General features: G+C 59.4%; 28 protein-coding genes. 11 read left to right on the plus strand and 17 right to left on the minus strand.

The window, feature by feature from the left end; genetic code table 11:
- The coding region (locus NX84_RS13060; RefSeq protein ID WP_211251544.1) for a hypothetical protein at positions 1 to 199 on the plus strand (199 nt) is incomplete at its 5' end.
- A gap of 424 nt (positions 200 to 623) precedes the next feature.
- Here NX84_RS13060 and NX84_RS00630 read toward each other — a convergent pair.
- From NX84_RS00630 to NX84_RS00640, 3 genes are read right to left on the minus strand one after another with little or no spacing between them, the layout of a single operon-like run.
- Positions 624 to 1,613 carry a hypothetical protein gene (locus NX84_RS00630; RefSeq protein WP_231913729.1) on the minus strand — a complete coding sequence of 330 codons (990 nt, stop codon included), beginning with the start codon at positions 1,611 to 1,613 and terminating at the stop codon, positions 624 to 626.
- Positions 1,610 to 2,410 carry an ATP-binding cassette domain-containing protein gene (locus tag NX84_RS00635; RefSeq protein WP_039672704.1) on the minus strand — a complete coding sequence of 267 codons (801 nt, stop codon included), beginning with the start codon at positions 2,408 to 2,410 and terminating at the stop codon, positions 1,610 to 1,612. The genes NX84_RS00630 and NX84_RS00635 overlap by 4 nt, the downstream gene beginning before the upstream one ends.
- Entirely contained in the window at positions 2,407 to 2,781 is a 375-nt protein-coding gene (locus NX84_RS00640; RefSeq protein WP_010187877.1) for a GntR family transcriptional regulator, read from the minus strand. The genes NX84_RS00635 and NX84_RS00640 overlap by 4 nt, the downstream gene beginning before the upstream one ends.
- 226 nt (positions 2,782 to 3,007) lie before the next feature.
- Here NX84_RS00640 and NX84_RS00645 point away from each other — a divergent pair, with 226 nt between their 5' ends.
- Positions 3,008 to 4,234 (plus strand): NYN domain-containing protein, encoded by a 1,227-nt coding sequence (locus tag NX84_RS00645; RefSeq protein ID WP_039672707.1) that lies wholly within the window; start codon positions 3,008 to 3,010, stop codon positions 4,232 to 4,234.
- An 80-nt stretch (positions 4,235 to 4,314) separates the two neighbouring features.
- On the opposite strand, the gene NX84_RS00650 is transcribed toward NX84_RS00645, so the two are convergent.
- Together NX84_RS00650 and trxA are read right to left on the minus strand one after the other, a co-directional pair.
- Positions 4,315 to 5,151 carry a PspA/IM30 family protein gene (locus NX84_RS00650; RefSeq protein ID WP_039672709.1) on the minus strand — a complete coding sequence of 279 codons (837 nt, stop codon included), beginning with the start codon at positions 5,149 to 5,151 and terminating at the stop codon, positions 4,315 to 4,317.
- A gap of 151 nt (positions 5,152 to 5,302) precedes the next feature.
- Positions 5,303 to 5,677, minus strand: coding sequence for a thioredoxin (gene trxA / locus NX84_RS00655; RefSeq protein ID WP_039672711.1), 375 nt, complete (start codon positions 5,675 to 5,677; stop codon positions 5,303 to 5,305).
- Positions 5,678 to 5,821: 144 nt separating this feature from the next.
- Here trxA and NX84_RS00660 point away from each other — a divergent pair, with 144 nt between their 5' ends.
- Genes NX84_RS00660 through NX84_RS00675 form a run of 4 tightly spaced genes read left to right on the plus strand, consistent with a single transcriptional unit; the run spans position 5,822 to position 10,086 of the window.
- A complete protein-coding gene (locus tag NX84_RS00660) occupies positions 5,822 to 6,022 on the plus strand; it encodes a heavy-metal-associated domain-containing protein (protein WP_039672713.1) in 201 nt (66 codons plus the stop codon).
- A 5-nt stretch (positions 6,023 to 6,027) separates the two neighbouring features.
- Positions 6,028 to 8,247 (plus strand): heavy metal translocating P-type ATPase, encoded by a 2,220-nt coding sequence (locus NX84_RS00665; RefSeq protein WP_052319600.1) that lies wholly within the window; start codon positions 6,028 to 6,030, stop codon positions 8,245 to 8,247.
- 11 nt (positions 8,248 to 8,258) lie between these two features.
- On the plus strand, positions 8,259 to 9,593 hold the full coding sequence (locus NX84_RS00670) for an MFS transporter (protein WP_039672717.1): 1,335 nt from the start codon (positions 8,259 to 8,261) through the stop codon (positions 9,591 to 9,593).
- 28 nt (positions 9,594 to 9,621) lie between these two features.
- Positions 9,622 to 10,086, plus strand: coding sequence for a VanZ family protein (locus NX84_RS00675; protein WP_039672750.1), 465 nt, complete (start codon positions 9,622 to 9,624; stop codon positions 10,084 to 10,086).
- Between the two features lie 16 nt (positions 10,087 to 10,102).
- Here NX84_RS00675 and dnaB read toward each other — a convergent pair whose 3' ends face one another.
- The 8 genes from dnaB to NX84_RS12420 all read right to left on the minus strand — a co-directional run bounded on the left by dnaB (position 10,103) and on the right by NX84_RS12420 (position 18,024).
- Positions 10,103 to 11,542 carry a replicative DNA helicase gene (gene dnaB, locus NX84_RS00680; protein ID WP_039672719.1) on the minus strand — a complete coding sequence of 480 codons (1,440 nt, stop codon included), beginning with the start codon at positions 11,540 to 11,542 and terminating at the stop codon, positions 10,103 to 10,105.
- A 631-nt stretch (positions 11,543 to 12,173) separates the two neighbouring features.
- Positions 12,174 to 12,626, minus strand: a complete 453-nt coding sequence (rplI, locus tag NX84_RS00685) for a 50S ribosomal protein L9 (protein WP_039672721.1) — start codon at positions 12,624 to 12,626, stop codon at positions 12,174 to 12,176.
- Positions 12,627 to 12,672: 46 nt separating this feature from the next.
- Entirely contained in the window at positions 12,673 to 13,254 is a 582-nt protein-coding gene (locus tag NX84_RS00690; protein WP_039672723.1) for a single-stranded DNA-binding protein, read from the minus strand.
- A gap of 63 nt (positions 13,255 to 13,317) precedes the next feature.
- On the minus strand, positions 13,318 to 13,608 hold the full coding sequence (gene rpsF, locus NX84_RS00695) for a 30S ribosomal protein S6 (protein WP_174519905.1): 291 nt from the start codon (positions 13,606 to 13,608) through the stop codon (positions 13,318 to 13,320).
- A 138-nt stretch (positions 13,609 to 13,746) separates the two neighbouring features.
- The gene (locus tag NX84_RS00700) at positions 13,747 to 13,938 is read right to left on the minus strand and encodes a hypothetical protein (RefSeq protein ID WP_039672728.1); all 192 of its coding nucleotides are present in this window, start codon (positions 13,936 to 13,938) and stop codon (positions 13,747 to 13,749) included.
- Complete coding sequence (locus NX84_RS00705; protein ID WP_039672730.1) at positions 13,935 to 15,338, minus strand: glycosyltransferase family 87 protein; 1,404 nt, start codon at positions 15,336 to 15,338, stop codon at positions 13,935 to 13,937. The genes NX84_RS00700 and NX84_RS00705 overlap by 4 nt, the downstream gene beginning before the upstream one ends.
- Positions 15,339 to 15,353: 15 nt before the next feature.
- Positions 15,354 to 17,588 (minus strand): transglycosylase domain-containing protein, encoded by a 2,235-nt coding sequence (locus NX84_RS00710; protein WP_039672732.1) that lies wholly within the window; start codon positions 17,586 to 17,588, stop codon positions 15,354 to 15,356.
- 76 nt (positions 17,589 to 17,664) lie between these two features.
- Positions 17,665 to 18,024: a DUF5318 family protein gene (locus NX84_RS12420; protein ID WP_082013867.1), complete on the minus strand. Its 360-nt coding sequence runs from the start codon at positions 18,022 to 18,024 to the stop codon at positions 17,665 to 17,667.
- A 242-nt stretch (positions 18,025 to 18,266) separates the two neighbouring features.
- Between NX84_RS12420 and NX84_RS00720 the strand changes: the two genes are divergently transcribed.
- The 3 genes from NX84_RS00720 (at position 18,267) to NX84_RS00730 (ending at position 20,309) form a co-directional block, all read left to right on the plus strand.
- The gene (locus NX84_RS00720) at positions 18,267 to 18,746 is read left to right on the plus strand and encodes a MarR family winged helix-turn-helix transcriptional regulator (protein WP_039672736.1); all 480 of its coding nucleotides are present in this window, start codon (positions 18,267 to 18,269) and stop codon (positions 18,744 to 18,746) included.
- A gap of 83 nt (positions 18,747 to 18,829) precedes the next feature.
- Entirely contained in the window at positions 18,830 to 19,810 is a 981-nt protein-coding gene (locus NX84_RS00725) for a universal stress protein (protein WP_039672738.1), read from the plus strand.
- A gap of 22 nt (positions 19,811 to 19,832) precedes the next feature.
- Complete coding sequence (locus tag NX84_RS00730; RefSeq protein WP_039672740.1) at positions 19,833 to 20,309, plus strand: membrane protein; 477 nt, start codon at positions 19,833 to 19,835, stop codon at positions 20,307 to 20,309.
- A 2-nt stretch (positions 20,310 to 20,311) separates the two neighbouring features.
- Here NX84_RS00730 and trhO read toward each other — a convergent pair whose 3' ends face one another.
- The 4 genes from trhO to NX84_RS00740 form a co-directional block, all read right to left on the minus strand.
- Positions 20,312 to 21,241, minus strand: coding sequence for an oxygen-dependent tRNA uridine(34) hydroxylase TrhO (gene trhO, locus NX84_RS00735; RefSeq protein WP_039672742.1), 930 nt, complete (start codon positions 21,239 to 21,241; stop codon positions 20,312 to 20,314).
- Between the two features lie 49 nt (positions 21,242 to 21,290).
- Entirely contained in the window at positions 21,291 to 21,518 is a 228-nt protein-coding gene (locus NX84_RS12425; protein WP_169744688.1) for an ATP-binding protein, read from the minus strand.
- A gap of 19 nt (positions 21,519 to 21,537) precedes the next feature.
- A complete protein-coding gene (locus NX84_RS12740) occupies positions 21,538 to 21,687 on the minus strand; it encodes a hypothetical protein (protein WP_156126956.1) in 150 nt (49 codons plus the stop codon).
- A 231-nt stretch (positions 21,688 to 21,918) separates the two neighbouring features.
- On the minus strand, positions 21,919 to 23,415 hold the full coding sequence (locus NX84_RS00740; RefSeq protein ID WP_039672744.1) for a DUF1846 domain-containing protein: 1,497 nt from the start codon (positions 23,413 to 23,415) through the stop codon (positions 21,919 to 21,921).
- Between the two features lie 77 nt (positions 23,416 to 23,492).
- Here NX84_RS00740 and NX84_RS00745 point away from each other — a divergent pair, with 77 nt between their 5' ends.
- Positions 23,493 to 24,308, plus strand: coding sequence for an Fpg/Nei family DNA glycosylase (locus NX84_RS00745; RefSeq protein ID WP_039672746.1), 816 nt, complete (start codon positions 23,493 to 23,495; stop codon positions 24,306 to 24,308).
- A gap of 11 nt (positions 24,309 to 24,319) precedes the next feature.
- A complete protein-coding gene (locus NX84_RS00750) occupies positions 24,320 to 25,912 on the plus strand; it encodes an NAD(P)H-hydrate epimerase (protein ID WP_039672748.1) in 1,593 nt (530 codons plus the stop codon).
- The last annotated feature ends 117 nt before the right edge of the window (positions 25,913 to 26,029 follow it).

Raw genomic sequence — 26,029 nt, forward strand, 5'->3', positions numbered from 1 at the left:
CACGCCGCCAGCGTTCGTCCTGAGCCAGGATCAAACTCTCCACAAAAAAGGCCGTGAAAAGCCCAAACCTAACAAAAAGAACAAACCAAACCACATGATGCAAACACACCACGCAGACTGGCAAATCCAAAAATTACATAAAGAAAAAATCAAACCAACCCCCAACCCGACGGGGCACAAAAAGGGAGCTGGCCGTTAGAAGATTTCATCAATACGCCCAAACAACTTACTGTTATTTACAATGACGCCGCTTGAAAAAGCGCCATCCGGCATACACCAACCGCAACACACATACAATGCATCACGGCCAAAAAGATAAAATCAACCAACACAAAAAGTACATTGGCACACTATTGAGTTCTCACACATCATCACCACACAGCCATACGGTCCACCTAACGATGAAACGCAGTACTGCGAGTAAAGAAAATCTTTGTTTGTCAGGGCCTGTTTTCCTACCGCCACTCTTCAAGAACTTGGTTCCTGCGGGGCGCTGTCGGTCGCGCTGACTCATATAAAGTTACACACGGCCTTGATAAAACACAAACATGCACTTCAATGGAGGTTTTACCCCTTCTTGAAGTGCACTAAAACAACCTTTTAACGCAGACATTGGATGGCGCTCAGTGTGCCCCAAACCAGCCCATGAGGCCCGGGCTAAACACGTTGGCCTTTTTAGCCATCCGGGGATACACGGCAACCCACACGACGTAGATGATTGCCATTCCTGTGAGCGCCCACCCCATCGCAACGCTGGGATTGATAAGCCACGCTATGAACAGTACGGCGATTGCTCCCGCTAGCGCAGTTGTGTAAAGCCACGTCAGTTTGTCGGTAATGGCGAAAGCCAAAAGTAGTGACGTTGTAGCAAGACACACGATGGTGAACCCGGCTGGATTGCCGGTCCACATCATCGCTACCAGGTCGGCCACGAGCGATAGGACCACGGGGATTGCCGTGCACAGCACAGTGGCCTTGGCCCAAGCACCGCGCGGCAGCCCAAAGGCCACTGCATCTTTGAGTGAGCTGCGGATTGAATCAGCAACTAGCGGCAGGACAATCAACGTAACAATGACACCCACGATGCCCACGCCGGCATCCCACAGCTTGATCACCACGATGGTTATCGCCGTTGCGATGGCTACACCAATCGCAGCCCACATCCACGCGCGAACTTGAGGGCGCAACACAATCTGGGAGACCGGGGACGCTGAGAACCAGCCCGTCGAAGAATCACCATCGCTGCCTACGATGAGGGAGCTCGCGGTCATGCGCGATGGCTCGACGCGCTTGGCCATGCAGAATATCCACGCTGCCGTTGGCGCGATGAGAGTCCACCACGGAAAGGCAAAGGGCGCGCTAACAAGAATGAGCAAAAGCGTCAGGGAAGCATTGATTCGTCGGTGCCCATTCCACACCCGGGTGCTCAACCCAAAGGTCAGATAACGCGTGAAATCAGGCTGCGAAAGGCAAACCATAAGGACCATAAAGAGTGAGTAACCAATGGCCCACCCTTGTCCGCGATCCATTCCCAGCACCGGAAGGATGACAATCCACAAAGCGTAGAAGAAGCTGTTCCAGCTCAGCGCCATATGCTTATAGAGCTTCATCATGCCTCCCCTAATGCCAGAACTGCCTGCTCGAGGGATACCTCGGTAGCGCGCAGCCCCATTTCCTGGGCCATGTCGAAGACGTTGGCGGTGTGGTTGGGGCGGGCGTCGACAAGCGCGCGGTCTGCTACGGCTGAGGTTTCGCGCTCAAGCACCGGGAGCTGCAGGCGCCCCAGCGCACGATCGAGGGTTTCGGCAGAGCCAGTGAGCTGGACGACGCCCTCAATGAACTCATCGATGGGACCAGACAGAGGGTTCTCCCCCATCAGCGCCACGGTATCGAGCAAACCAGACAGTTCGTTGAGGTGATGGGTGGAGACAATAATGGTGCGCCCGTGCTCCTCGCGCAGGACGTCATAGAAAACCTCCCGCTTGGCGGCGTCAAGGCCGAGATAGGGTTCGTCGAGAAGCATGTACGGCACCCCCGAGGCCACCGCAACGATGAAGCTTGCCGCCGACTTCTGCCCGCGTGAAAGGCCCGAGTAGTTCTTCATCGGAAGCTCGAAGCGCTCGACCAGCTCCTCAGCGCGCGCTGTGCTCCATGTGGGCCAGCGCAGGCTTGCCACGGTGAAGATTTTCTTCACGTTCCAGCCTTCCGGCAGAGGGTTGTCGATCCCCATGAGGACAACCTTGTTGAGGACTTTTTCATTGTCGTAGGGCTTGTCGCCGTCGACCGTGATGCCGGAGCCACCCAATTGCCCGGCAATTTTGCGCAGCAGGGTGGTCTTGCCAATGCCGTTGGGGCCGACGAGGCCGTGAGTGAGGCCGTCGTCGAAGGTGAAGTGCGGGGTAGAAATCATGAGTAGAGTCCTCGACTTTCTGCAACAAGGTCGATGAGGTCATGGAGTTGCTGGCGGGTATAGCCCAGGTGCACGGCTTCGTCGATAAGCGGGGCTGCGTATTCAGCCGCAAAGTCTTGGCGACGCCGCGCCCGGATAAGGTCTGCGGCACCAGAGGTAACGAACATGCCGATACCTCGGCGTTTTTCGAGGATTCCGAGATCCACGAGGAGGGTCAGGCCCTTGCGGGCGGTGGCGGGGTTGATGCTGTGGAAGGCGGCGAGCTCATTCGTGGACGGTGCCTGGGCGCCCTCGGCGAGAGTGCCCTCAATGATGGCGTCCTCGATGAGTACCGCTATCTGACGAAAGAGTGGCTGCGCGGAGTTATCCATGCAGTCCCCCTAGTTGGTTGGTTACTCATGTAACTAACCATATAACCTGCTCCGTAACCTCCGCAAGACTTGCGGCAAACACGTTTATTACCTGGGAATTTCCCCAAGGTTATCGACGTTTTGTGACTAATGGGGCACACTGGATAACACCAGCCTTAAGCTGGAGACCTCACGAAAGTGACCATAGAAAAATTAGTTAGAAACGATAGAACGGAATTTAGGAGCCATGCTTGAACGAACACTTGTCTTCGTTGACACCTCATACCTACTTGCCAGCTTTTATAACTCTTGGGAGACCGGCGCTCGGGCCCAGCTAGAAATCGATTTACCGGAGGTTGTCAGCTCCCTGGGTTCCATGATTGAAAACCAGGTGGGCAACCGAATTCACCGCCAATACTGGTACGACGGCATTCCTGATACCGGCCCCCACCGCTACCAGCGCGCGCTGCGCGTGTGCGACGGCGTGCAACTGCGCACTGGCCAGCTCATCGAGTGGGGCGAGCGCCGCACACAAAAGGCTGTGGATACCCGCCTCGTCGCAGACATGATCGTCGCCGCAATGAAAGGCCACGTCACCGACTTTGTGCTCGTCTCCGGCGATGCGGACATGATTCCGGGCGTCCAAGAGGCCGTCAATAATGGCGTCCGCGTGCACCTCTACGGATTCGGATGGGATTCCATGTCGTCCGCGCTGCGCCACGCGTGTGATTCCACAACCATCCTGGACCCGCGCGAGGACTTCGCCGACGCTATGGAGCTCGAGGTTCTCGAAGGCCCCTTGCCACCAACAATCCGCGAGCCGCGCGACGGTGACGAGGAGTCCGACTCGGACGCAGTTCTGGGGGCTGAGACCTCTGGCCAGTCCTCCTCCCCCGAAGGTTCTTCCGACGAGTCGCCTGCACAGCCCTCTCCGCAGCTTGCCGACGCCGATGACGACTGCGACGAGCCCACAGAAGCCCAAGCTGCCTTCCCCTCAGCTCCGAAGCCGGGACCGATTACCCCGTCAGCTGTGGCTCCCGCAGCACCGGATGCTGCAACCGCAGAGGCTCCACAGACTTCATCGTCCGACGATGACTCTGCCGACAACACCGCAGCCCCAAAGCCGGCCGCGCCGAAGCCGTCAATGATGGCTCCGCGCCGCAAGCTGCGCTCGAAGTACGTTCCGCTCCCCGAAGAGGTCTGGAGCTCCGCTGGCTTCCAATCGCCCTTCGACGTGGGCCAGCAGTACGCGTCCTGGTGGTTCGACAATGCCGCCAGCTCCGAACAACGCGATCAAGCCCACCTGCTATCCGGCGGTGGCCTGCCCCCAGAAATTGATCGCCCGCTCCTGCAGTTCGCCTGTGAGACGCTGCACGAGTACACGCTGACCGAAACCCAGCGCGTGAACCTGCGCGACGGTTTCCACTCCGGCATCCGCGGCGTGCTCATCAACATTCGCCGCCAGGACGGCTAACTCACGAACCGACCCCCAAACCTCTTGGTCGGGTGGCCTGCCCGCCCGACCCTGCAGACCCCGATTTTAAGGGACCTGCACTACTTGGAGTCGCCGCCTTCGGCATCCTCCGTGGTCTCGGCAGCTTCAGCAGCATCGACATCGGTGGCCCCGGCCTCGAGGGCCTCGGCAGCCTTGTCAGCAGAGCCTGACTCCAGCTCCTTACTCTTAGCCATCTCGGCGCGAATCTCCTCAAGGCGCGAGGATGCCGCCATGTCGTGACCTGCGGCCGCAATCTCCTGAATGCGGTCACCACCGGAGGCACGGTGCAGCTCTTGGGCACCGAGAGCATCCGCGTAGCGCTTCTCAATCTTGGCGCGAACACCATCCAGAGTCGGGGTAGAGCCATCCGGCGTCAGCTCGTTCATGGAGTCGAGCGCCTGGGCATTCTTCTCCTGCATCGCGGCCTGATCAGCCTGAGACAGGAGCTGGTCTACCTGCGCCAGTTGCTCCTTGAGACGGGCCTCCGACTGCTGCTGCTGAGCCTTTGCTTGTTCAGCCGCCTTGGTGGCCGCCTCGTGCTGGGCCTTAAGGCCCTCAAGCTCCTTCTCCACGGCGACGAGCTGGCTGGCTACAACTTCAGCTGCTTGGTTGTATTCGGAGGCCGTCTGCGGATCCTCAGCCTTCTCCGCCATCTCTAGTGCCCGGCGCGTCTGATCCTGGTAGTCCTTTTGGGACTCCACCAGGCGGTTAAGCTGCATCTCCAGCTGGGACTTGCGCCCAATAATTTCCGCGGCATGCTCAGAAATCTGGCGGTGCTGCTCCTTTGCCCCCTCCACTGCTTGCTGGATCTGGACCTTTGGGTCAGCATTCTCATCAATCTTCTGATCGAAGGATGCCATCACATACTTCCAGCCCTTGCTGAATGGATTAGCCATCGCGCATACTCCTTCATGCTTCCTGCAGCAGCACTTCCTGCCGCGGTTATGTTGTCAGTCGTTTTTGTTTATGTAGCGCTCAATAAAAAGGCGCTTTCCTGCGAGTGTAGCGATACTCACAGAAAAGCGCGCGTGGTGAACGGCTGAGAATTTACTCAGCCTGCTCGCCCTGCTCCTTCTCCACCTGGGCGCGAACCTCATCCATGTCGAGGGCCTTCACCTGGGTGATGAGATCCTCCAGGGCTGCTGGCGGCAAGGCACCCGCTTCACGGAAAACCATGATGCCGTCGCGGAAGACCATGAGGGTCGGGATGGACTGAATCTGCAGCTTAGCTGCAAATTCCTGATTGGCCTCGGTATCAAGCTTGGCGAAGGTAGCGTCTGGGTGCTCCTCGGAGGCCTTTTCAAAGATCGGGCCGAAGCGCTTGCAGGGGCCACACCATTCCGCCCAAGCATCGACAAGCGTAATGCCCTCACCTTCGATGAGCTGCTTGAAGCTCTCCTCAGTAATGTCAATGGTTGCCATTGGTCATTCTCCCTATCAGTTCGGGTTCATTCTTAGGTTCTTTCCCACTCAACGGTACACAACCTAGTTCTATTCCTTGCATATATACCCTAGGGGGGTATAACCTTGGGGATGAACCATCACAAGTGGAAGGGACAACATCTAATGGCCACCAAGAACTACACCGTTACCGGCATGACCTGCGGACACTGCGAAATGTCCGTCAAGGAAGAGGTCGGCGACATCGCCGGCGTTACTGAGGTCACCGCTGACCACGCGACTGGCGCAGTCAGCGTCAGTGGCGAGGGCTTCACTGACGAGCAGGTTGCTGCCGCTATCGCCGAAGCCGGCTACGAGCTGGCCTAAGCGCTATGACTGACGTCCTCCAGCCCCACGGCCCCCTTGCCCACCTCGATCTTGGTGTTACCGGGATGACGTGTACCTCGTGCTCCTCCCGAGTCGAGCGCAAGCTCAACAAGGTGGAGGGAGTTGAAGCCACGGTCAATTTCGCCACGGAATCTGCCTCCGTGAGCTATGACCCGACCACGACCACCCCGGCTGATCTCATTGAGATCGTCGAAGGTGCTGGTTATGGTGCCTTCACCGTGGGCGGCGAGGACAAGGAGGAATCCACCTCCACCACAACGGAATCCGCGCGCGATGCCGAAGCTGCCGACCTACTGCAGCGCACCCTCATCTCCGGCGCGCTTTCGCTTCCGCTCATGGTGCTGTCCATGGTTCCAGCCTTGCAGTTCCAGCATTGGCAGTGGGCATGCCTGGTGCTGGCGACCATCGTCTACATCTTCGGCGGCGCTCCGTTCCACCGCGCCACGTGGGCGAACCTCAAGCATGGCGCAGCCACAATGGACACGCTCATCACCATGGGCACCACCGCAGCTTATGCCTGGTCCCTCTATGCACTGTTCTTGGGCAATGCCGGAATGCCCGGCATGACCATGCACATGACTCTGCGCTCCAATGACGCGCAGATGGACCACATCTACCTCGAGTCCGTCGGCATGGTCATCACATTCCTGCTGCTGGGCCGGTGGTTTGAGGTGAAAGCCAAGGGACGTTCCTCCGAGGCACTGACCAAGCTTCTCACCATGGGCGCGAAGGACGCCACTGTGCTGCGAGGAGAATCCGAACAGCGTATTCCTGTCTCTGACCTGCGTGTAGGCGACATCATCGTGGTCCGTCCTGGGGAAAAGATTGCCACCGATGGCGTCGTCACCGCCGGCCACTCCGCTGTGGATGAGTCACTACTCACCGGCGAATCCCTTCCGGTCGAGGTCTCCCCCGGCAGCCGCGTTACCGGTGCAACGATCAACGCCTCCGGCCGCCTCGAGGTGCGCGCTACCCGTGTCGGATCCGACACCGTTCTAGCCCAGATGGGCAAACTCGTCACCGACGCCCAGGCTTCAAAGGCTCCTATCCAGCGCCTTGCAGATCGCATCGCGGGAGTCTTCGTGCCCATCGTCATCGCTATCGCACTGCTTACTCTCATCGCGCACCTTTTCGTGGGCGGCACAGCCCCCGCTTTTGTCGCCGCGGTCGCTGTGCTCATCATTGCGTGCCCGTGCGCCATGGGCTTGGCGACGCCCACCGCGATCCTCGTCGGCACCGGGCGCGGGGCCGAATTGGGAATCCTCATCAAGGGACCGGAAATCCTGGAATCCACCCGACAGATCGACACCATCGTCCTCGACAAGACCGGCACCATCACCGAAGGCCAGATGTCCGTGACGACGGTGACGCCCACTGACTCGCCCATCGTTGGCGCTCGCACCGAGGATGAGCTCCTAGGTCTCGCCGCGGCCGTCGAGAAAGGCTCCAAGCACCCGATCGCCCGCGCCATTGTCGCCGCGTACGACGGGGAGCTGCCCGCCGCGGACAACTTCAAAGAATTGCCGGGCCAAGGCATCGAAGCGACCATTGGCGGTTCCCGGATTCGCGTAGGCCGCCCACCGGCCGGCTACGAGGGCACCGGCACACAGGTCGGTGTCTTTGTCGACGGCACGCTCGCTGGCACCATCGAGCTCCACGATCATGTCAAGGCCTCCTCTGCGGCCGCCATCGCACGTCTCAAGGAGCTGGGCCTCGAGCCCTACCTCCTCACTGGTGATAACACCAATGCTGCCCAGGCCGTCGCACGCGAGGTAGGCATCGCCGTATCAGACGTCCAAGCAGAGGTCATGCCTGAGGACAAGGTGGATGCCGTCAAGCGCCTTCAGGCTGAAGGGAAGGTCGTAGCCATGGTGGGCGATGGCGTCAACGACGCCGCGGCCCTGGCCCAGGCGGATTTAGGTATCGCCATGGGCGCTGGTGCCGACGTAGCCATTGAGGCCTCCGACATCACCGTGATGAATAACGACTTAGGCTCGGTGGCCGATTCTGTGCGACTGGCTCGGCAGACGCTGCGCATCATCAAAGGCAACCTCTTCTGGGCCTTCGCCTATAATATTATTCTCATTCCGGTCGCCGCCTTTGGCCTGCTCAACCCCTTACTCGCGGGCCTGGCCATGGCCTTTAGCTCGGTATTCGTCGTCACGAACTCTCTTCGCCTGAGAAAGTTCGCACCTGCAGAGTAATCTGACTATGCATGAATCGTCTTGATCATCATGCAGTCTCTCGCACGGAGCGGCTTGACCGTCTCCCCGTCACTTCCAAACACAAACGCCTTCTTATCGGCTCTGGCATCGGCTGGGCTCTCGACGCCATGGATGTCGGCCTCATTTCCTTCATCATGGCCGCCCTCGCCGTGCACTGGGGTATCACGCCCACCGAGTCCTCGTGGCTTGCCTCCGTCGGCTTCATCGGCATGGCACTGGGAGCGACCTTCGGCGGACTCTTAGCCGATAAATTTGGCCGCCGCCACATCTTTGCCCTGACATTGCTTGTCTACGGCCTCGCCACAGGCGCGTCTGCGCTAGCGACAGGGCTAGTAGCGCTTCTTATTCTGCGTTTCTTTATCGGACTCGGCCTCGGTGCCGAACTCCCCGTCGCCTCGACACTCATCTCCGAGTTTGCCCCACTCAAGGTCCGCGGCCGCCTCGTCGTCTTACTCGAGGCCTTCTGGGCAGTGGGCTGGATTCTGGCAGCGATTATCGGAACGTTTGTCGTCGGGGCGTCGGAAAGCGGCTGGCGCTGGGCACTCGCCCTCGGCATGGTGCCGGCGGCCTACGCACTCTACGTGCGCTACAAACTCCCGGAATCCGTACGCTTCCTCGAATCACAGGGACGCCACGAAGAAGCCGAGAAGGTCGTCGCCTCCTTCGAGGCGGAGGTGGATGACGCAGATATTGACCGCAGCACGCCCGCTCCTACCTATTCCGAAGAAGACATCACTGCCACCAGTATCTGGTCGAAGAGCCTACGCGGGCGCACGCTGGCTCTGTGGACCATCTGGTTCTGCGTCAACCTGTCCTACTACGGCGCCTTCATCTGGATTCCCTCACTGCTTGTCGCAGACGGTTTCTCCCTGGTGAAATCCTTCAGTTTCACGCTTATCATCACCTTGGCCCAGCTTCCCGGTTATGCCGCCGCGGCCTGGCTCATTGAGGTGTGGGGACGCCGCAGTACGCTAGCTACCTTCCTCGTGGGCTCTGCACTATCCGCTGGCCTCTACGGCTTCGCCAGCACCGAGGCCACGATTATTCTGGCCGGCTGCTTGCTCTCCTTCTTCAACTTAGGTGCATGGGGTGCGCTCTACGCCATCGGCCCCGAGCTCTACCCCACCGCACTGCGCGGCCGCGGAACTGGTGCGGCCGCCGGCTTCGGACGCCTCGCCTCCATCCTGGCCCCACTTATCGTCCCGCCGCTTATCGCAACCGCCGGAGCAGGCTGGCTTTTCGTACTCTTTGCCGCTGCCTTTGCCATTGCGGCACTCGCAGCACTTAGTCTTCCAGAATTCAAGGGAAAGACTCTTGCTCAATAAGCTTTCCCTGGCCGCATGGGTAGCGGTGATGGTCGCGCTCACCACGCTCAAGCCCTTTTATCAGATTGGCTACCTGTGGAAGCCGGAGAACCAGCGCGTCCGCGATCTGCGGCTGGTTCCCCTAGATGAATTCTCCGGCGACACGTGGTTTGGCCCGCTTTTTGAATATGCGGGCAATACCGCCTTCTTCATCCCCTTCGGCATGCTGGTCTTTGCCCAGTGTCGGTCAGTGACTAAGGCAGCCGCGTGGGGCTTCGCACTGAGCGTGGCTCTGGAAATTGCCCAATACACCTTCGCGCTCGGGCGCACAGATATTGACGATCTCATCTTCAACACGCTGGGCGCACTGTTGGGCGCTGCAGGTGCTCGCCTGTGCGGTGAACGATTCTTCCCCGTCTGGCGTTGGTTGGCACTCGCCGCAGCAGGGGTTTTCCTGGTATTGGTTATCCTTGGCCCACGGTTGGGAGACCCCAACGCGGTGGTGGACCTGTAAATCTGCGGCGCTAAAACTAGCCGTGTGCCATGTTGACGAACTTGGAGTAGTGCAGCTGGTGGGCCACCTTCACCGTGTCAATCGGGCCACCTCGGTGCTTGGCCAAGATGATGTCCGCCTCACCGGCACGAGGATCATCGCGGTCCTGTGAGTCGGGGCGGTAGAGCAGCATAACCATATCGGCATCCTGCTCCAGAGAACCAGACTCACGCAGGTCTGCCAGCTGCGGTTTCTTGTCCGTACGGGATTCCGGACCACGGTTGAGCTGCGAGATGGCGATGAGAGGAACTTCGAGCTCCTTGGCCAACAGCTTGAGCTGACGAGAGAATTCCGAGACCTCTTGCTGGCGGGACTCAACCTTCTTGCCGGACGACATCAGCTGCATATAGTCCAGAACAATGAGGTCGAGGCCATGCTGCTGCTTAAGACGACGAGCCTTGGAACGGATCTCCATCATGGTGAGGTTGGGAGAATCATCAATGAACAACGGCGCGTCCTGGATGCGGTTAAGCGTGTCATCGATCTTGGCCCAGTCCTCTGTGGAGACGCGCCCTCCGCGCATATCGGAGAGCTTGACCTCCGCCTCCGCTGAGAGAAGGCGCATCACAATCTCAGAGGCAGACATCTCCAGTGAGAACACCACCGAGGTTTTGTTGTGCTGCAAGGATGCCGAGCGCATGAAGTCCATGGCCAGCGTGGACTTACCCACACCCGGACGCGCAGCCACAATGATCATCTGTCCAGCGCGTAGGCCGTTGGTGAGGTTATCAAGGTCAATGAACCCAGTGGGCACGCCAGATTCCACGCCATTTTGCTGCAAGGCTGCCAGCTCATCAATCGTGGGGTCAATGAGGTCCGTCAGCGCGCGATAATCCTCTGTTGTCTTCTTCTGCGCTACCGCGAAGACTTCCTGCTGGGCGCGGTCCAGCACCGATTCGATCTCCAGATCCTCGGAGCCTTCGAAGCCAAGTTGGACGACCCTCGTTCCAGCGTCGACAAGTTTGCGCAGCACTGCCTTCTCCGCGACGATCTCTGCATAATAGCGAGCGTTGGCAGCGGTTGGCACCGTGGCGAGCAAGGTATGGAGGTACGGCGCGCCGCCGACGCGCTCCAGGTTGTTGTAGCGGTCCAAGCGGGAGGCCACAATCACGGCATCGATATCCGTACCCGCGGCATACAGGTCAATCATGGCCTCGTAAATGAGCGTATGGGCCGGGTAGTAGAAGTCCTCCGGCTCGAGCTCCTCGATGACCTCCATAACCGTGTTCGGGCTCAGGAGCATCGCGCCGAGCACGCCCTGCTCTGCTTCGCGGTCCGCAGGGGGCTGGCGGAATTCTCCATAGCGCTTCGGCTCCTCCGGGCGTGAGTGATCACGGCGATAGGAGCGGCGCGGTTCCTCCTCCGACGGCTCCGGCGGAAGCGGTGCAGTGTCGTCATCAAAACTAGCGCTAGTCATTGTCATCAGCCCCCGGGGTGCTCGTTAAACCTTCAAAAATTCGGCGCAGTTTCCTCCACTCTTGTGTGCTCAGAACGGGGGATACGCGCGGAGTACACAACAGTCTAGTCGAGGCCGCCGACACTCCCCCTTGGGCATAACTCTCAGAGTTATCCACAGCAGACTGTGGAATTACCAGCTCAGTAGATTGTGCTAACGCGAAAACCAAGGTCATGGCTGTGGATAACTTTCCAAGCCCGTGACCTGCACATATAATAAGTGCAGGTCACAGGATGTTTTTGGCGGTGTGAAAATCTGCACAAAACCAGTGGAAAAGTACGACTATTAACCCGAAATCCCCGCTACCAGCAGGTTAACAGACCCTCCTGCACGTAAACTCACCGTGAACAGCCAACCAAGTTATCCACAGGTTTTCGGAGTTATCCACATTTGTCCACAACCCCCATAGCTAAGGTGCACAGACAGGAAAACAGGCAGGAAAACAGCCCACAGGCCGCGCCTCCTCCACCACCTCACATAGTGGGAGAAGCACGGCCTGTGGGCTTTGCTGTTGTCAGTAGGTCAGCCCTGCGTCCACTCGCCACGCCTCACACGTGGGATGGACGGAGGAGACCGTCGTGCGCCTTAAGTCTTAGGCAGCGACGACCGAGAAGTTCACCTTGCCGATGACGTCAGCGTGCAGCTTCAGCTCGACTTGGTAGTTGCCGGTCTTCTTGACCAGGCCCTTAGGAAGCACAACGATGCGCTTGTCCAGCTTCGGGCCGCCAGCGGCGGCAACGGCGTTCACGATGTCCTCAGCGGACACGGAGCCGAAGAGCTTGCCGGACTCGGAGGTCTTCACGGAGACGGTAACGTCCTTGAGCTCCTCCAGCTGGGTGCGGATCTCGCGTGCGTGATCCAGGTCGCGGATCGCACGAGCATCCTGGGCACGCTTGATGCCCTCGATCTGCTTTTCAGCGCCGCGGGTGGCAACAATAGCCAGGCCACGCGGAAGCAGGTAGTTACGTCCGTAGCCGTCCTTAACCTCTACAATTTCGCCGGGGGCGCCGAGGTTCTCAACGGCAGCGGTGAGGATCAGCTTCATGATCCCTGCCTTTCAATTGAGTTAAATGAATATTTGCGTGACAGTCTTAGAACGGGGGTTCTGCATCCGCACCACCAAAGCTTCCTGCCTGGGGTGCCGAATTCCACGGGTCGTTACTCGGAGAAGATTGCTGCTGGGACTGCTGCGGGGCAGAAGACTGGGACTGGTTTCCGGAGAAACCACCCTGGTTGTTTCCACCGCCGTAGTTGCCGCCACCTTGCTGCTGGCCGCCGCCGTAGTTGCCACCATTTCCGCCGTTGCCGGACTTACGGGTGACTTGTGCGGAAGCGTAGCGCAGGGACGGTCCCACCTCATCGACCTCAATCTCGAAGACAGTGCGGTTGTCGCCCTCACGGGTCTGGTAGGACCGCTGGCGCAGACGGCCAGTGACGATAACGCGCATGCCCTTGGTCAGGGTCTCCGCAACGTTCTCTGCGGCTTGACGCCACACGTTGCAGGTGAGGAACATGGCCTCGCCATCCTCCCACTGAGAAGTCTGCTGGTTATAGCGACGTGGGGTGGAGGCAACGCGGAAGTTTGCTACTGCGGCACCCGACGGGGTGAAGCGCAGTTCCGGGTCAGCAACAATATTGCCGACAACCGTAATGTTGGTATCTCCCTGAGCCATGTCTTTACTCCTTAAATATCGGTTACGCGGATTCGTGTAGAAATGCTCGAAACCCAGTATCCGTTATTTGCTGTCGGTGCGCAGAACCTTGGTACGCAGAATGGAGTCGTTCAGGTTCAGACGACGATCGAGCTCGAGAACCGAGTGGGACTCGCACTCCAGGTTAATGACGGCGTAGATGCCCTCTTCCTTCTTGTTGATCGGGTAGGCAAGACGGCGCTTGCCCCACACGTCAACCTTGTCGACTTTGCCGCCATCCTTGCGGATTGCTTCGAGGAACTTATCCAGGGACGGGGTTACGGTGCGCTCATCCTGATTAGGATCCAGAATGATCATGACTTCGTAGTGACGCACGGACCTCATCACCTCCTATGGTCTAGTAATTGGTATCGGCCATATCACCTTTGCGGATATGGCAGGAGGGTCTGTTGCGTCAAGCAACCCCCACACAGTACCGCACTGACCGGCGGAAAAGAAATCACTCGCTCGGTCTTACATGCCGTTGGTCGTCGCCGCGAAGAAAATAGCGGTGCTCGCCGGGATGACGGTGAGGAAAAGGAGCGCCAACAACCCAAGGACAAGAGGCCACGTCCGGTTCTCAGATCGCTGGAAAAGGTAGTAGGCCGTGGTTACGCACAAGAAGCCCAAGACGATAGACACTATGCCCACGATCGTGATGATCACTTCCTAAAACCTCCAGCGAGGGGATCGCGTCCGCCGTGGGCCGCACGGACTTTATCCTCGGACTTGCTCCACATCTGGCGGATGACCAGAACGCCAATGGCAATGATGAAGGCATCGCGCGTGATAACTGCCAGGTCCAGCATCTCGTGCGGCAGGGCCTTGTTTTCTGAGCCGAGCATGTGCCACATGAGGATGGGCCACACGAGGGCGTCGGCAAGCGCCCAGCTCAGAATAAGACGCCACCGCGGCAAAGCCAACACTGCCGGTACCACGAGCCACAGAGAATACTGCGGCGACCACACCTTGTTGAAGATGAGGAAAGCCATGATGATGAGATAAACCAGCTCCGCCACACGCGGCGTACGCGGCGCCTTCACGCCGAGGACGGCGATACCTGCACAGCACAGCAAGAACGCCACCAAAGAAAAGGTGTTGAGGAACTCCGGCGAAAAGCTGAGGCTCGTCGTGCGGTTGATCAGCGCATAGATCGTGGTCCACTCAGCACCGCGCTCCTGGTTAAGGCGGAAAAATTCGCGCCATGCATCCGGATACATCACCGCCACGGGGAGGTTGACCACGACCCACGTGACAATCGTGGAGAGGAACATCGTGATGAACAGTGCCCACCGCTTGTTCCGGATAGCCAGTACCAAGAAGGCGCCAAGGATGAACAACGGCCACAACTTGAAGGCCGTGCCCAGTCCAATAAGAATACCGGCCAGCAGGTTCTTGTGTTTCGTCACCGCGAGAAGGGCGCCCACCATAAACGCGATGGATGGGATATCCCAGTTCGTAAAGGCATGGATAACAACGAGAGGGCTGGCCGCGACGAGAATGGTGTCCCACGCTCGGTTTCCGGTGAGCTGGAAAACCATGACGATGACGCCCACCCAGATGAGAGCCATCACCAGGGCAGTCAGGCCGAAGTACCAGCTGACCTCCGCCATGCCGGTCCACTCCACAGCTGCATAGGTGTTGCGCGCCAGCCAACCGACGGCCCCTTGGAACAGGCCGGCAAGCACTGGGTACTCCATGTAGCGGGTGAGGTCACCTTCGACCCAGGAGTAGGCGTAGGGAAAGCCCGGCTCGTCGAGGCCGCGGCCGCCGTACAGCGGAACGATGTCGTTGTAGCAGAAGGAGGTGTACTGCCGGTTGCCATCCCAGTTGAGGCTGATGCTTCCATCCTCACCCCGGCGGCTGCCGGCGCAGGTGGACTTGCTCAGAAAACCGAAAGCCAGGAAGGTCCACGCCAAGGTGATGATAACGCGCAGTGGCGTCCACCACCCAGCGTTACCGGAGCGGGCAAAGCGGCCCGTGCGCCCACCCAGGGCGTCGACCGCACTCAGCGCTAGCGGTTCGGAGGAGAGGGGTACAAGCTGTTGAGTTTTCTGCTGACTCACCGGGGGATCTGTCTCCTACTGGCCAAGAAGTTGGTTAAGTCCGTCGTCGATCAATTCATCAAGCGACGGGGAATCCGGTTGGGCGGGCTGTTCCGGCTGAGCCGGCTGTTCCGGCGGTGCTGGGGTATCGCCGCCGCCACCGTCGTGGTTATCCCCACCGTGGCCCTCACCATCGTGGCCTTGGCCGTCCTCGCCTTCGCCGCCATCCTCGGTGGTCTCCTCGGGGGCGGCCGGTGCCTGTTGCCACGTCTGGGTCTGGCTCGGGTCATAGGTGTAGCCAGAGCCCCAGCTACCCACGCCGTAGTTGATGGGGTAGGCCTGCGGGAAGGCCTGCTGCTCGACGTCGGCAAGCGAGGTGTCCAAGATGGCCTTCCAGATTTGCGTCGGGGCACCGGCGCCATACATGCGGCCACCCCACTGGTTGAAGATGGCGGAGGTGTTATCAGCGGTACCTACCCACACGGCGGTAGCCAGCTGCGGGGTGGAACCGACCATCCATGCATCCTTATTCTGACCAGTATCGCCTAGCTGCGTGGTACCCGTCTTGGACGCGGACGGGCGCCCGCCGGCTAGCGCACCATTCGACCAGGCAGCAATCGGCTGCATCGCAGAAATGACGTTATTGGCCACATTGGCGGACACGCGGCGCTCACCTCCATCAGTGGGATTCTCATAGAGAACCTCACCCGCATCGTTTTCTACCTTCTCCACGAAGTGCGGCTGGTGCCACACACCTTGGTTGGTCAAGGTAGCCATGGCCGTGGCCATGTCGAGTGGGCGCGACTGGTACTGGCCCAGCACGATGCCCTCATACGGCGTCCCGCCGTTTTCAGTGAGGGTCTTCTCAATTCCCGGCAGGCTGCGCGCCACGCCTAGTGCGTGGGCCATGTCCGCGGTGTCCTGCATCTTGTTCTCCAAATCATCTTGGAGGCGGAGGAAGGACGTGTTGTAAGACTTCTTCAACGCTTCCGCGATAGTGCAGCTGCCACAACCACCGCCAACGTTGGTAACCGTCTGCGAGCCCGGCAGCTGGTAAGGCTCTGAGGAATAGTACGTGTTGAGGTCAATACCCTGCTGGAGAGCTGCCGCTAACGCCATGATCTTGAACGTGGAGCCAGTCTGCAGCGGGGAGTTGGCATAGTCCCAACCGCTGGAATCATCGCCACCGTAGTAGCCACGCACGGCACCCGTGGCCGGGTCAATGGTGACTGCTGCCGCGCGCGCATCTTCCTGCAGCACACCCAGCTCTGCGTGTGCAGCATCCGTCGATGCATTCTGGATGGTCATATCAATGGTCGTCGTCACCTTCAGACCACCGGTGGCCAACTGATCCTCAGTGATGCCCACACGGGACAACTCATCGATGACCTGGTTCTTGATGTGGCCATAAGCGCCTGGCGCTTCGGTGTAGGCGGAATACTCAGACGGATCGCGAGTTTCCGGGAAGACCAACTGATCGCGTTCAGCCTGATCCAAGTCACCCATCTCAACGAGGCCATCCATGACGTAGTCCCAACGAGCATGAGAACGTTCCTCATCTACCCACGGATCAAGGACAGACGGTGACTGGATAACGCCCGCGAGCAGTGCGCCTTCTTCCTTTGTGAGGTCCTTGGCGTCCTTATCGAAGTACGCGTTGGACGCCGCTTCAATGCCATAGGCGTTGCGGCCGAAGTACACCGTATTGAGGTAAGCGTTGAGGATTTCCTCTTTGGACCACTCATTGGTCATCTTCACGGAGTAGATGAGCTCACGAATCTTACGGACATAGGAGTATTCGTCACCCACCAGCGTGTTCTTCACATACTGCTGAGTAATGGTGGAGCCACCACCGGCGCTGCTGTCGCCGGTGAGCTTGCCCAACACAGCGCGGCCGAGACCGGTAAAGGAGAAGCCAGAGTTGGTCCAGAATTCGCGGTCCTCCGCAGCCAGAACCGAGTCCTCAACATAGTCTGGAATCTCTTCCAGAGTGACCTGGCGGCGGTTGCCTTCTGGCGGCACGAGCTTAGCCAACTGCGATTCGCCATCGCGGGCAACGATGGTGGAAATCTGGCTGGGCTGCAGCTCCTGGGAGTCGGGGACGTCGTACTGCGTATAGGCGTAGCCAAAAAGGGCCGCAGGTACGGCCACGATCACGAGCAGGACAACGAGTACAACCCATGGCCACCTGCGCTTGCGGCGGCGTCCGTCGTCGGAGCTCTTCTTCCTGTGGCTACCTGGCTTTCGCCGAGACGTTTCCTTTTCGGTCACTGATCCGTGTCCTCATCAATCCTGTACAGAAACTGTAAATATATGCAGCTTACCGGCGTGAACTGGGAAGCCAAAACTACCCTAAAGCATAGACCGTGGCGGCCCGAAGAAGATGATTCCAACGGCACGCCGGACATACCTCCACCGCATGGACCGTAAACTCCAGTCCCTCGGCCACCAGATCCGCAATCTCCTGCTCACTACGTGCACTTCCTGCACGGCGCCCCAGGGAATCGCCATATACCCAGCGTGTGAGGCGCAAGTCGTGCTCGCAGATGGGACAGGACTTGTGCATATCGACGCCATGGTGCTCCGCCGCGGCGCGAAGGAGGAAGTCGGCATCGCACAGCTCGTCTCGGCTCATCCGGCCCGCGCGAAAATCGCGCAGATGCTGAGCGCGTTCCCACTCATAGGAAACTTCGTTGCGATAAGCCACTGTTACGGTTGCTTTCGCCGACACCTGTCTACCTTCCTCACCTTTCACGACCACCTTCCACGACGCTGACCGACGGCAACGACGCCACATTCACGCGATACATTTTAGTAGGGGCTGCGACAACAATCTACGGGCCTACTCTCATAGGAGACTGGGAAGGTATAAGCGATTCACGCTGCAAAACTAAACTTTTCAGCAAGCTAACTACCATCAAGGCGCATAACTCGCTAGACTTATTTTCCATGAGTGAAGAAAATATCGAATCCCCCGTACCGTACGAGGACGCCCTTGAGGTTGCCCGCCAAATTCAGCCCGCGCTCAACAAACTTATGTTGATTTTCCAGCGCACCACGGAGGGCACCTCCCTGACCACCTCCCAGGTGTCCATCATGAACCAACTCCGCCTGCGCGGCCCTTCCCGTGTTAGCACCATCGCCCAGGCAGAACTGATCCGTATGCCTACCGCTTCTAATGCCCTGTACCAATTGGAGCGCCATGGCTTTGTGGAGCGTCACCGTGACGAGAAGGATCGCCGCGGTGTTCTCGTTGCTCTTACCCAGCTGGGCGAGTCCGAGTTGACCATCGTTTCTCGCCAGCGTGCGGCCGCTTTGGCAGAGATCCTGCGCTGGCTGGAGCCGGAAGACATTAAGGATGCCGACTCCCTCGTAAACCTGATCTCCAAGCTGGCGGATGTCTACCGCCCCATCATGGAAGGAAAATAGACCTTAGAGAAGGCCTTATGCAGATTTTATTTTAAGGCCAGAGGGGTTGATAATGGAATAAACAACCCCGACACGTGTACTGAATGGCTAAGAAATCTTCACGCCCCTCTCCGGGGCTCGTAACATCAGAGGACTCGCTCCCTCCAGTCCGCATCCTTGTATCGTGGAGCCCCAAATCCGCCGGTACGGAGGCTATTGACTTCGCCGCATGGATCGCGCGCACGACGCCCGCCCAGATCCGCGTCGTGTCCACCATCTCGCAACCGCTGACCGTTACCTCTTTAAGCAAGCTCAGCGGTTCCTACAAGAAGTGGTTCAAGAAGGAACGTGATGCCTGTGAAGATGCTGTCCGAGACGCATTGAGCGCGGCGGGCGTGCACAAGTCCCAGTGGGATAAGGACGTGTCAGTACTCGTCGCCGGCCCCTCCCGCCCACAGCTGTTGGAAGAGATGGCCCAAGATTTCGATGCCCACGTCATCTTGTTGGGTGCTAATCAGTCCGCGCCCAAGGGCCGTTTCTTCTCCGGTTCCACGGCGGATGCCCTCCTTCACTATTCTCCGCTTCCTGTTGGCTTGAGCCCGCGCAGCATTAAGCTCTCCAAACACGGGGTCACGCGCATCAACTTCGCGTTTACCGACCGCGGCGCCGATGACGACCCAGCACTCCTCCGCGCTGCATACATGGCCCACCGCACCGGGCTGCCTCTGCGTGTGCTGGCGTTTTCGCCGGAGGGGCTTATCGACGTCCCCTTGGACTACTCCCCTACTTTCCCCAGTGACGCCCCCAATTGGCGCGAGCACTCGCTCTCCCTCTTGGACCGCGCCCACGATTTTATTGCGGACGCCTTCCCGGACCTTGAGGTCACCACAGCCATCGGCAACGGCAATGGCTGGTCCGGCGCAGTGGACTCACTCAAGTGGAAGAAGGGCGACCTTCTCTGCTTGGGGTCGGCGCCCATGGGCCCCTTCGCCCGCGTCTTCATAGGAAGTACCGCGACCGAGCTTCTTCCACACGTGGGTGTGCCTGTACTGGTGTGCCCGACGGGCCCGGATCCTGAGTCGTAGTTCACGCGTTAGACTGCACATCATGGCAGCTGAGCATCCTGAAAACGACCTGACGTCGGACGCGGACTACGCTAACCTGCGCCGTCCGGAGCCGCAGAGCTTCGACGAGCTTGCCGACGCCCCCGATCCCCTCACCCTAGCCAAAGCCAACCGCCGCTCTTCGCGCCAGGCGCTCTGGTTCATGGTGGCTATCCTTCTGGGCTCGGCACTGTATGCTCTGCTCCTCGCTGGCATTTTCAAGTTCACCGGCCCCGATACCAACTGCCACCCGGCGGTCTATGCCTCATGGCTGTGCACGAAGACGCAGCGAACCATTTTCGCGACCACGACGATGATCATCCCCTTCGCGGGCATGATCGGCTGTGCCGTCATCATGGTGCGCAAGCTCAAGGCTTATCTGCGCTGGCGCGGGTGGATGGCCATTTTCTGGGTCATGGCCGGCAACTTTATGCTCTGGGGCATTAACGACATTCAGATTCTCCTCGCCCCAGAGCTCTAGGCCTATTTTTGTGCTTCGGCGCGCGCGACCTTCGCACAGTCCTCGCGCCCACAATGCTGCGTCTCTGTGTGCTGGATGCAGTCATCACAGATGAGCACCTGCTGGCGGCACGTGTCCTCATTGATGCAGTTGTGGAAAGTATTGGTGCCTTTGCCGCAGTGCACACAGTGGCCCAGCTGGATAAAGCCCGGATCCTCAATCCCCTGGCCAAACTCGTGGTGCATACGCTTATCGAAGACATACATCGAGCCTTCCCACAGGCCATCATTGCCGTACTTTTCGCCGTAGCGCACGATGCCACCATCAATTTGGTAGACCTCGTTGAAGCCACGATTCTTCATCAGCGACGACAAGATTTCGCAGCGAATGCCACCGGTGCAGTAGGAAACGACCGGCTTATCCTTCATCCAGTCGTACTTGCCGGATTCCAGCTCAGCGATGAAGTCGTGCGTTGTCTTCACGTCCGGCACCACGGCATTTTTGAACTTGCCGATTTCCGCTTCCATAGCATTGCGCCCGTCAAAGAAGACGACCTCATCGCCGCGTTCTTCGACCAGCTGGTTGACTTCTTCGGGTTTCAGGTGCACGCCGCCGCCGACCACACCATTCTCATCTACCTTGAGCTCACCCGGCGCGCCAAAGGCCACGATCTCATCGCGGACCTTGACCGAGAGGCGCGGGAAATCATCCGCGCCACCCTCCGACCACTTGAACTCCATCTTCTTGAAACCCGGATACTCACGGGTCTCGCGCACGTAGCGCTTGCAGGCATCCATGTCACCGCCGACGGTGCCGTTGATGCCATGCTCCGAGATGAGGATGCGGCCCTTAAGCCCGAGCTTCTCGCACAGCGAGCGCTGCCACAACATAATCGCGGTGGGGTCCTCGATGGGAGTAAAGCAGTAGTAGAGGAGAATCTTGCCAATAGTCACGCCCGCAAGTCTAGGCCTGCTTCGAAGTAAAACCCCAATCTTTCCCGACTTAAGCACGTTCTGGTGATAAATCCCCGATTCCAAGCTTCTCTAGCCATCGCTGGGCTTCAGGATTCAACAGACCGTGTCGATGCAGCACCACGGTAAAGGCACCTATTTCGATTTTGAATTGTGGTTGCGGCAGGCCATGCTGCTTCATTGCTGCTTGCATTCGGCGAATACCACTTCCTTGGTTTTCTGCGATTGTTCCTTTGTCTCTTGTCGGAACATAGGACAATGTTTTAGCAATGAATTGATTACGAGGCAGTATTCCAGACGTCCTTGTTGAGTTTTCCTACCGCAGCTTTAGCCTCACAGTCATTGTCATCACTACCTTGCGCACGCAGGCGTTCGACAATCGCGTTGATATCTTCATCACTGAAGTTTTCGGCATTCCATACCGTCACTGCACGCGCCTCCCACAGCTATTTTCTTCACTTTAAAACTGACACCCCTGACTTTTAACAGTGAGAGCACATTTTTAATAAGTGAGGAGTTCACTTTTATCACTGAGGACATCACTTTGATCAGTGACGCGCCTCATTCTCAGAGTGAGCTCATTCTCAGAGTGAGCTACAGAAATAGCAAAGTGTATGCAGCGAGGTCGACGCAGGACGACGGGTTGGCCCTTACAGGCCTTAACGCTTCTGGTAGAGAGCGCTCTTGCGGGCAAAGACCGGATCAGAGGTCACGAGCACTCCGAGGTTGCGGAAGATACCTTCATCCACAGAACCCAGGATGGTGGTGGTGTGGACGTCGCAGCCCTGCAGTTCCTTCAATGCATCGAGGGCGCGGCGCGCATTCTCGTCTTTAGCAGCAGAAACAGAAAGGGCGATGAGCACCTCATCGGTGTGCAGGCGCGGGTTTTTCGAGCCCAAGTGCTTGGTCTTCAAAGTCTGAATCGGCTCGATGGACTCCGGTGAGAGCAAGTGCAGCTCGTCGTCGATGCCGGCCAGGTGCTTCAGCGCATTGAGCAGGGTAGCCGCCGAGCAGCCCAGCAGCGGGGAGGTGCGGCCGGTGATGATGGTGCCGTCGTGAAGCTGCAGTGCCGATGCGGGTCCTTCGGTCTCCTCTGCCTTCTGACGCGCCGGCTCCACCACGGGGCGGTCGGTGGCCTTGATTCCAGCCTTGGCCATAATCACCGCAGCACGTTCCGATTGGGTGTTGTCGAGACCGTTGCGGGCCTCCTCCACCAAGGTCTTGAAGTAGCGGCGGATGATTTCCTGTTGGGAGGCCTCGCGGCAGACTTCGTCGTCAGTTATGCAGAAGCCCACCATGTTCACGCCCATGTCCGTTGGGGACTGGTAGGGCACGGTTCCGGTGAGGCGCTCCAACAGGGACTTGAGCAGCGGGAAGGCCTCGACGTCACGGTTGTAGTTCACCGTGGATTCGCCGTGCGCGGAGAGGTGGAAATGGTCGATGACATTCGCATCATTGAGGTCCACCGTGGCGGCCTCGTATGCCAGGTTCACCGGGTGATCCAGCGGAAGGTTCCAAATAGGGAAGGTCTCAAACTTGGCATAACCTGCCTGCACCCCGCGGAGGTTCTCGTGGTAGACCTGCGACAATGCCGTGGCCAACTTGCCGGAGCCCGGGCCCGGCGCGGTCACCACGACGAGGTCACGGGAGGTCTCCACATAGTCGTTCTTGCCCAGGCCTTCGTCGGAGACAATGAGATCAATGTTGGAGGGGTAGCCGGGGATGATGCGGTGGCGCGCCACCGTCAGGCCTAGGCGCTCCAAGCGCTCGATGAAGGCCTCCGCCTGACTATTTCCTTCCTCCAACTGGGTCATGACGATGTTGTTGACCAGGAAGCCACGGTCCCGGAAAACATCGACAAGCCGCAGCACATCATCTTCATAGAGGATGCCCAGGTCACCGCGCATCTTCTGCCGTTGGATATCCTTGGCGTTGATACAGACGAGGATTTCTACGTCATCCTTGATGCGCTCCAGCATCGCAATCTTGTTATCCGGCGTGAAGCCGGGCAGCACGCGGGAGGCATGCATATCATCAAAAAGCTTGCCGCCCATTTCGAGGTAGAGCTTCCCGCCGATGTCCTCGCGCCGAGCGTTAATGTGCTCCGACTGCAGTTCAATGTATTTTTCACGGTCAAAACCGAGTGCGCGCCCCATAATATTTAGGCCCTTCCGTTCGACGGGTAGTACCCGGAAAGTCTACAGCAGCACAGCCCCCGCGTAGACTTCCTGACATGCCTGAGGGACACGTCATTCACCGCCTTGCCCGCACACTCAATGCGGACTTCCGCGATGCACCACTCGCCGTGAGCAGCCCCCAGGGCAGGTTCGCCACGGAAGCAGCGCTTGTCGATGCCTCCCCACTCACCCTCGCCGAAGCCTTTGGCAAGCACCTCTTCCTCCACTTCGATGCGGATAACCCGCGCCACGTCATCTACATCCATTTGGGCCTCATCGGTTCCCTCCGCTTCGAGCCCTCTGCTGATGTGTGGGGCCAGATCCGACTGCGCCTCGATAATGGCACAACGGCCGCCAACCTGCGCGGACCGCAATTCTGCACGCTCATCACGGAGGAGGAACACCAGGCCAAGGTGGCGAAGGTGGGCCAGGATCCGCTGCGTGAAGATGCTGACCCCGATGCCCTGTGGTCCCGGGTGCACGCCTCGAAGCGCAGCATCGGTGCCCAGCTCATGGACCAAGGACTCTTTGCTGGCGTGGGCAATATCTACCGCGCCGAGGCCCTCTTCCGCCAGGAACTCTCCCCCTTCATCCCCGGAAACCAGCTCGACCGCGCGGAATTCGACGCCATCTGGTCTGACCTGGTGGAGCTCATGGACTACGGCGTGGAGCACGGCCGCATCGACACCGTCCGCGCCGCCCATACGCCGGAGGCCATGGGCCGCGAACCCCGCAAGGATGATCACGGCGGCGAGGTCTACGTTTACCGCCGCGCCGGGCAGCCCTGCCATGTCTGCGGCACAGAAATTCAGGAGACGGTCATGCAGGGCCGCAATCTCTTCTGGTGCCCCACCTGCCAACCCGCGCGCTAGGGTAGTCAGTTATGCGCACTTGCTATACCGTTGCCACTGTTCGCGCTGCTGAAGAGCGGCTTCTAGCCCAGCAATCGGAGCCGGATCAGCTCATGAAACTTGCCGCCGCAGCGGTGGCGGAGGCTGCCACCTCCATGCTGGCTGCTCTCCCCGGCGCGGTTGTCATCCTCGCTGGGCCGGGCGGCAATGGCGGTGATGGCCTCTTTGCCGGTGCACTCTTGGCTGAGCGTGGTATCACCGTCCATGCCCTAGTCCCCGAGAAACACCATGAGGCGGCACGGGAGGCTTTCCTCGCCGCGGGTGGCACGGTCCTTCCTTCCGACGTTTCGCTACCTGACGGCAGCGAAACTCCAGGCAGCGCGCTGCTCATCGACGCCATCGCCGGCCTCGGTTCCGCCCGGGGCTTGAGCGGCACCGCGCTCTCGCTCTACGAGCAAGCCGTTGCATCCGGTGTGCCGGTCCTAGCCGTTGACATGCCCACCGGCGTCGATGCGGACACTGGCGTGGCCGCCCCAGACACCGTCGAAGCCGATGTCACCATCACCTTCGGCTCGCCGCGCCTGGGCCACGCACTGGCTGCCGAATGCGGACAGGTGGTGGTCTCCGATCTCTTCTTGCCCGGCGCGCCCTCCTTCGCTGAAACCCTGGCTGAACTGGATGAACCAGCGGCTTTCATCGCGCACGAGCCCACTATTACCTCCGCCTGGGAGTGGACCGCAGGCGAGCTCGAGCTCCCGGGCGGTCGCGCCACGCGCCCTTGGCCCGTCGGCTGCACCGGGCCCATCGTCGATCCCACGCCCGGAGCGCGCTCCGATAAGTATTCCGGTGGCGTCGTGGCCCTGGCTGCCGGCAGCGACACCTACCCGGGCGCGGGGATCCTTTGCGCCACCGCAGCGGTGCGCGCCACGCCCTCGATGGTGCGCTTCATCGGTGACAACACCATTACCTCGCTACTCCCTGAGCTGGTCTGTCACCCGGATGTTTCCTCCGCTGGCCGCGCCCAAGCCTGGGTCGTGGGCCCGGGGCGCGGTACTGACGCCACCGCCGCCACCGAGCTACGCAAGGTGCTTGCACAGAAACTCCCCACGGTCCTCGACGCCGATGCCCTTACCCTCCTAGCCCAGAACACGTCCCTGCGCCAGCTCCTCACCGATCATCCGCTGACCATCCTCACCCCACACGAAGGCGAATTCACCCGTCTCTACGAGGCCACCTTCGGCTCTGCTCCCGATGCGGCTAACGGCTGGAGCCGCGCCCTCCACGAACTAGCCGGGGAACTGGATAGCATCATCCTGCTCAAAGGCCGTCTCACCCGCATCACCGCTCCAGGCCAGCCTTTGTATTCCTTCAACGCCGGCCATTCTTTCGCCGCAACCCCTGGCTCCGGCGACGTGCTCTCCGGCATCCTCGGTGCGGTCATGGCTCAGCTTTACGCCAACGCGCCCACCGAAGTCATCGCAGAAGTTCTCCACGCCGGCGCCATCCACGCGCATGCTGCCGCCATCGCGGCCGAAACCCCCGACGGCTTCGCGCCCTGCTCGTCCTCCCAGATCGCCGCAGCCATCCCACAGGCCATTGCCCGGCTCCTCAACGCGGAGCGCTAGCTCCGCTACTAAGTACGTTTCGATCAAATAGCACCCCAAAAATCCGGGCGGGCTCAGGTGGTGAATGCATCTATACAGCTAGGAGGTTGTGTAGATGTCAGGTGATGAGAAGTTACG

Origin of the sequence: Corynebacterium minutissimum (assembly GCF_000805675.1) — a bacterium.
Lineage (GTDB): Bacteria > Actinomycetota > Actinomycetes > Mycobacteriales > Mycobacteriaceae > Corynebacterium > Corynebacterium minutissimum.

Bases quoted from the DNA above. Each gene is read 5' to 3' on its own strand.
- NX84_RS00720 (WP_039672736.1), top strand. From the start codon at position 18,267: ATGAGTGAAGAAAATATCGAATCCCCCGTACCGTACGAGGACGCCCTT.
- NX84_RS00670 (WP_039672717.1), top strand. From the start codon at position 8,259: ATGAATCGTCTTGATCATCATGCAGTCTCTCGCACGGAGCGGCTTGAC.
- NX84_RS00630 (WP_231913729.1), bottom strand. From the start codon at position 1,613: ATGATGAAGCTCTATAAGCATATGGCGCTGAGCTGGAACAGCTTCTTC.
- NX84_RS00730 (WP_039672740.1), top strand. From the start codon at position 19,833: ATGGCAGCTGAGCATCCTGAAAACGACCTGACGTCGGACGCGGACTAC.
- dnaB (WP_039672719.1), bottom strand. From the start codon at position 11,542: ATGACTAGCGCTAGTTTTGATGACGACACTGCACCGCTTCCGCCGGAG.
- NX84_RS00690 (WP_039672723.1), bottom strand. From the start codon at position 13,254: ATGGCTCAGGGAGATACCAACATTACGGTTGTCGGCAATATTGTTGCT.
- NX84_RS00640 (WP_010187877.1), bottom strand. From the start codon at position 2,781: ATGGATAACTCCGCGCAGCCACTCTTTCGTCAGATAGCGGTACTCATC.
- rplI (WP_039672721.1), bottom strand. From the start codon at position 12,626: ATGAAGCTGATCCTCACCGCTGCCGTTGAGAACCTCGGCGCCCCCGGC.
- NX84_RS00645 (WP_039672707.1), top strand. From the start codon at position 3,008: ATGCTTGAACGAACACTTGTCTTCGTTGACACCTCATACCTACTTGCC.
- NX84_RS00665 (WP_052319600.1), top strand. From the start codon at position 6,028: ATGACTGACGTCCTCCAGCCCCACGGCCCCCTTGCCCACCTCGATCTT.
- NX84_RS00675 (WP_039672750.1), top strand. From the start codon at position 9,622: ATGGTCGCGCTCACCACGCTCAAGCCCTTTTATCAGATTGGCTACCTG.
- trxA (WP_039672711.1), bottom strand. From the start codon at position 5,677: ATGGCAACCATTGACATTACTGAGGAGAGCTTCAAGCAGCTCATCGAA.
- NX84_RS00660 (WP_039672713.1), top strand. From the start codon at position 5,822: ATGGCCACCAAGAACTACACCGTTACCGGCATGACCTGCGGACACTGC.
- NX84_RS00635 (WP_039672704.1), bottom strand. From the start codon at position 2,410: ATGATTTCTACCCCGCACTTCACCTTCGACGACGGCCTCACTCACGGC.
- NX84_RS00740 (WP_039672744.1), bottom strand. From the start codon at position 23,415: ATGGGGCGCGCACTCGGTTTTGACCGTGAAAAATACATTGAACTGCAG.
- NX84_RS00745 (WP_039672746.1), top strand. From the start codon at position 23,493: ATGCCTGAGGGACACGTCATTCACCGCCTTGCCCGCACACTCAATGCG.
- NX84_RS00650 (WP_039672709.1), bottom strand. From the start codon at position 5,151: ATGGCTAATCCATTCAGCAAGGGCTGGAAGTATGTGATGGCATCCTTC.
- NX84_RS00750 (WP_039672748.1), top strand. From the start codon at position 24,320: ATGCGCACTTGCTATACCGTTGCCACTGTTCGCGCTGCTGAAGAGCGG.
- NX84_RS00725 (WP_039672738.1), top strand. From the start codon at position 18,830: ATGGCTAAGAAATCTTCACGCCCCTCTCCGGGGCTCGTAACATCAGAG.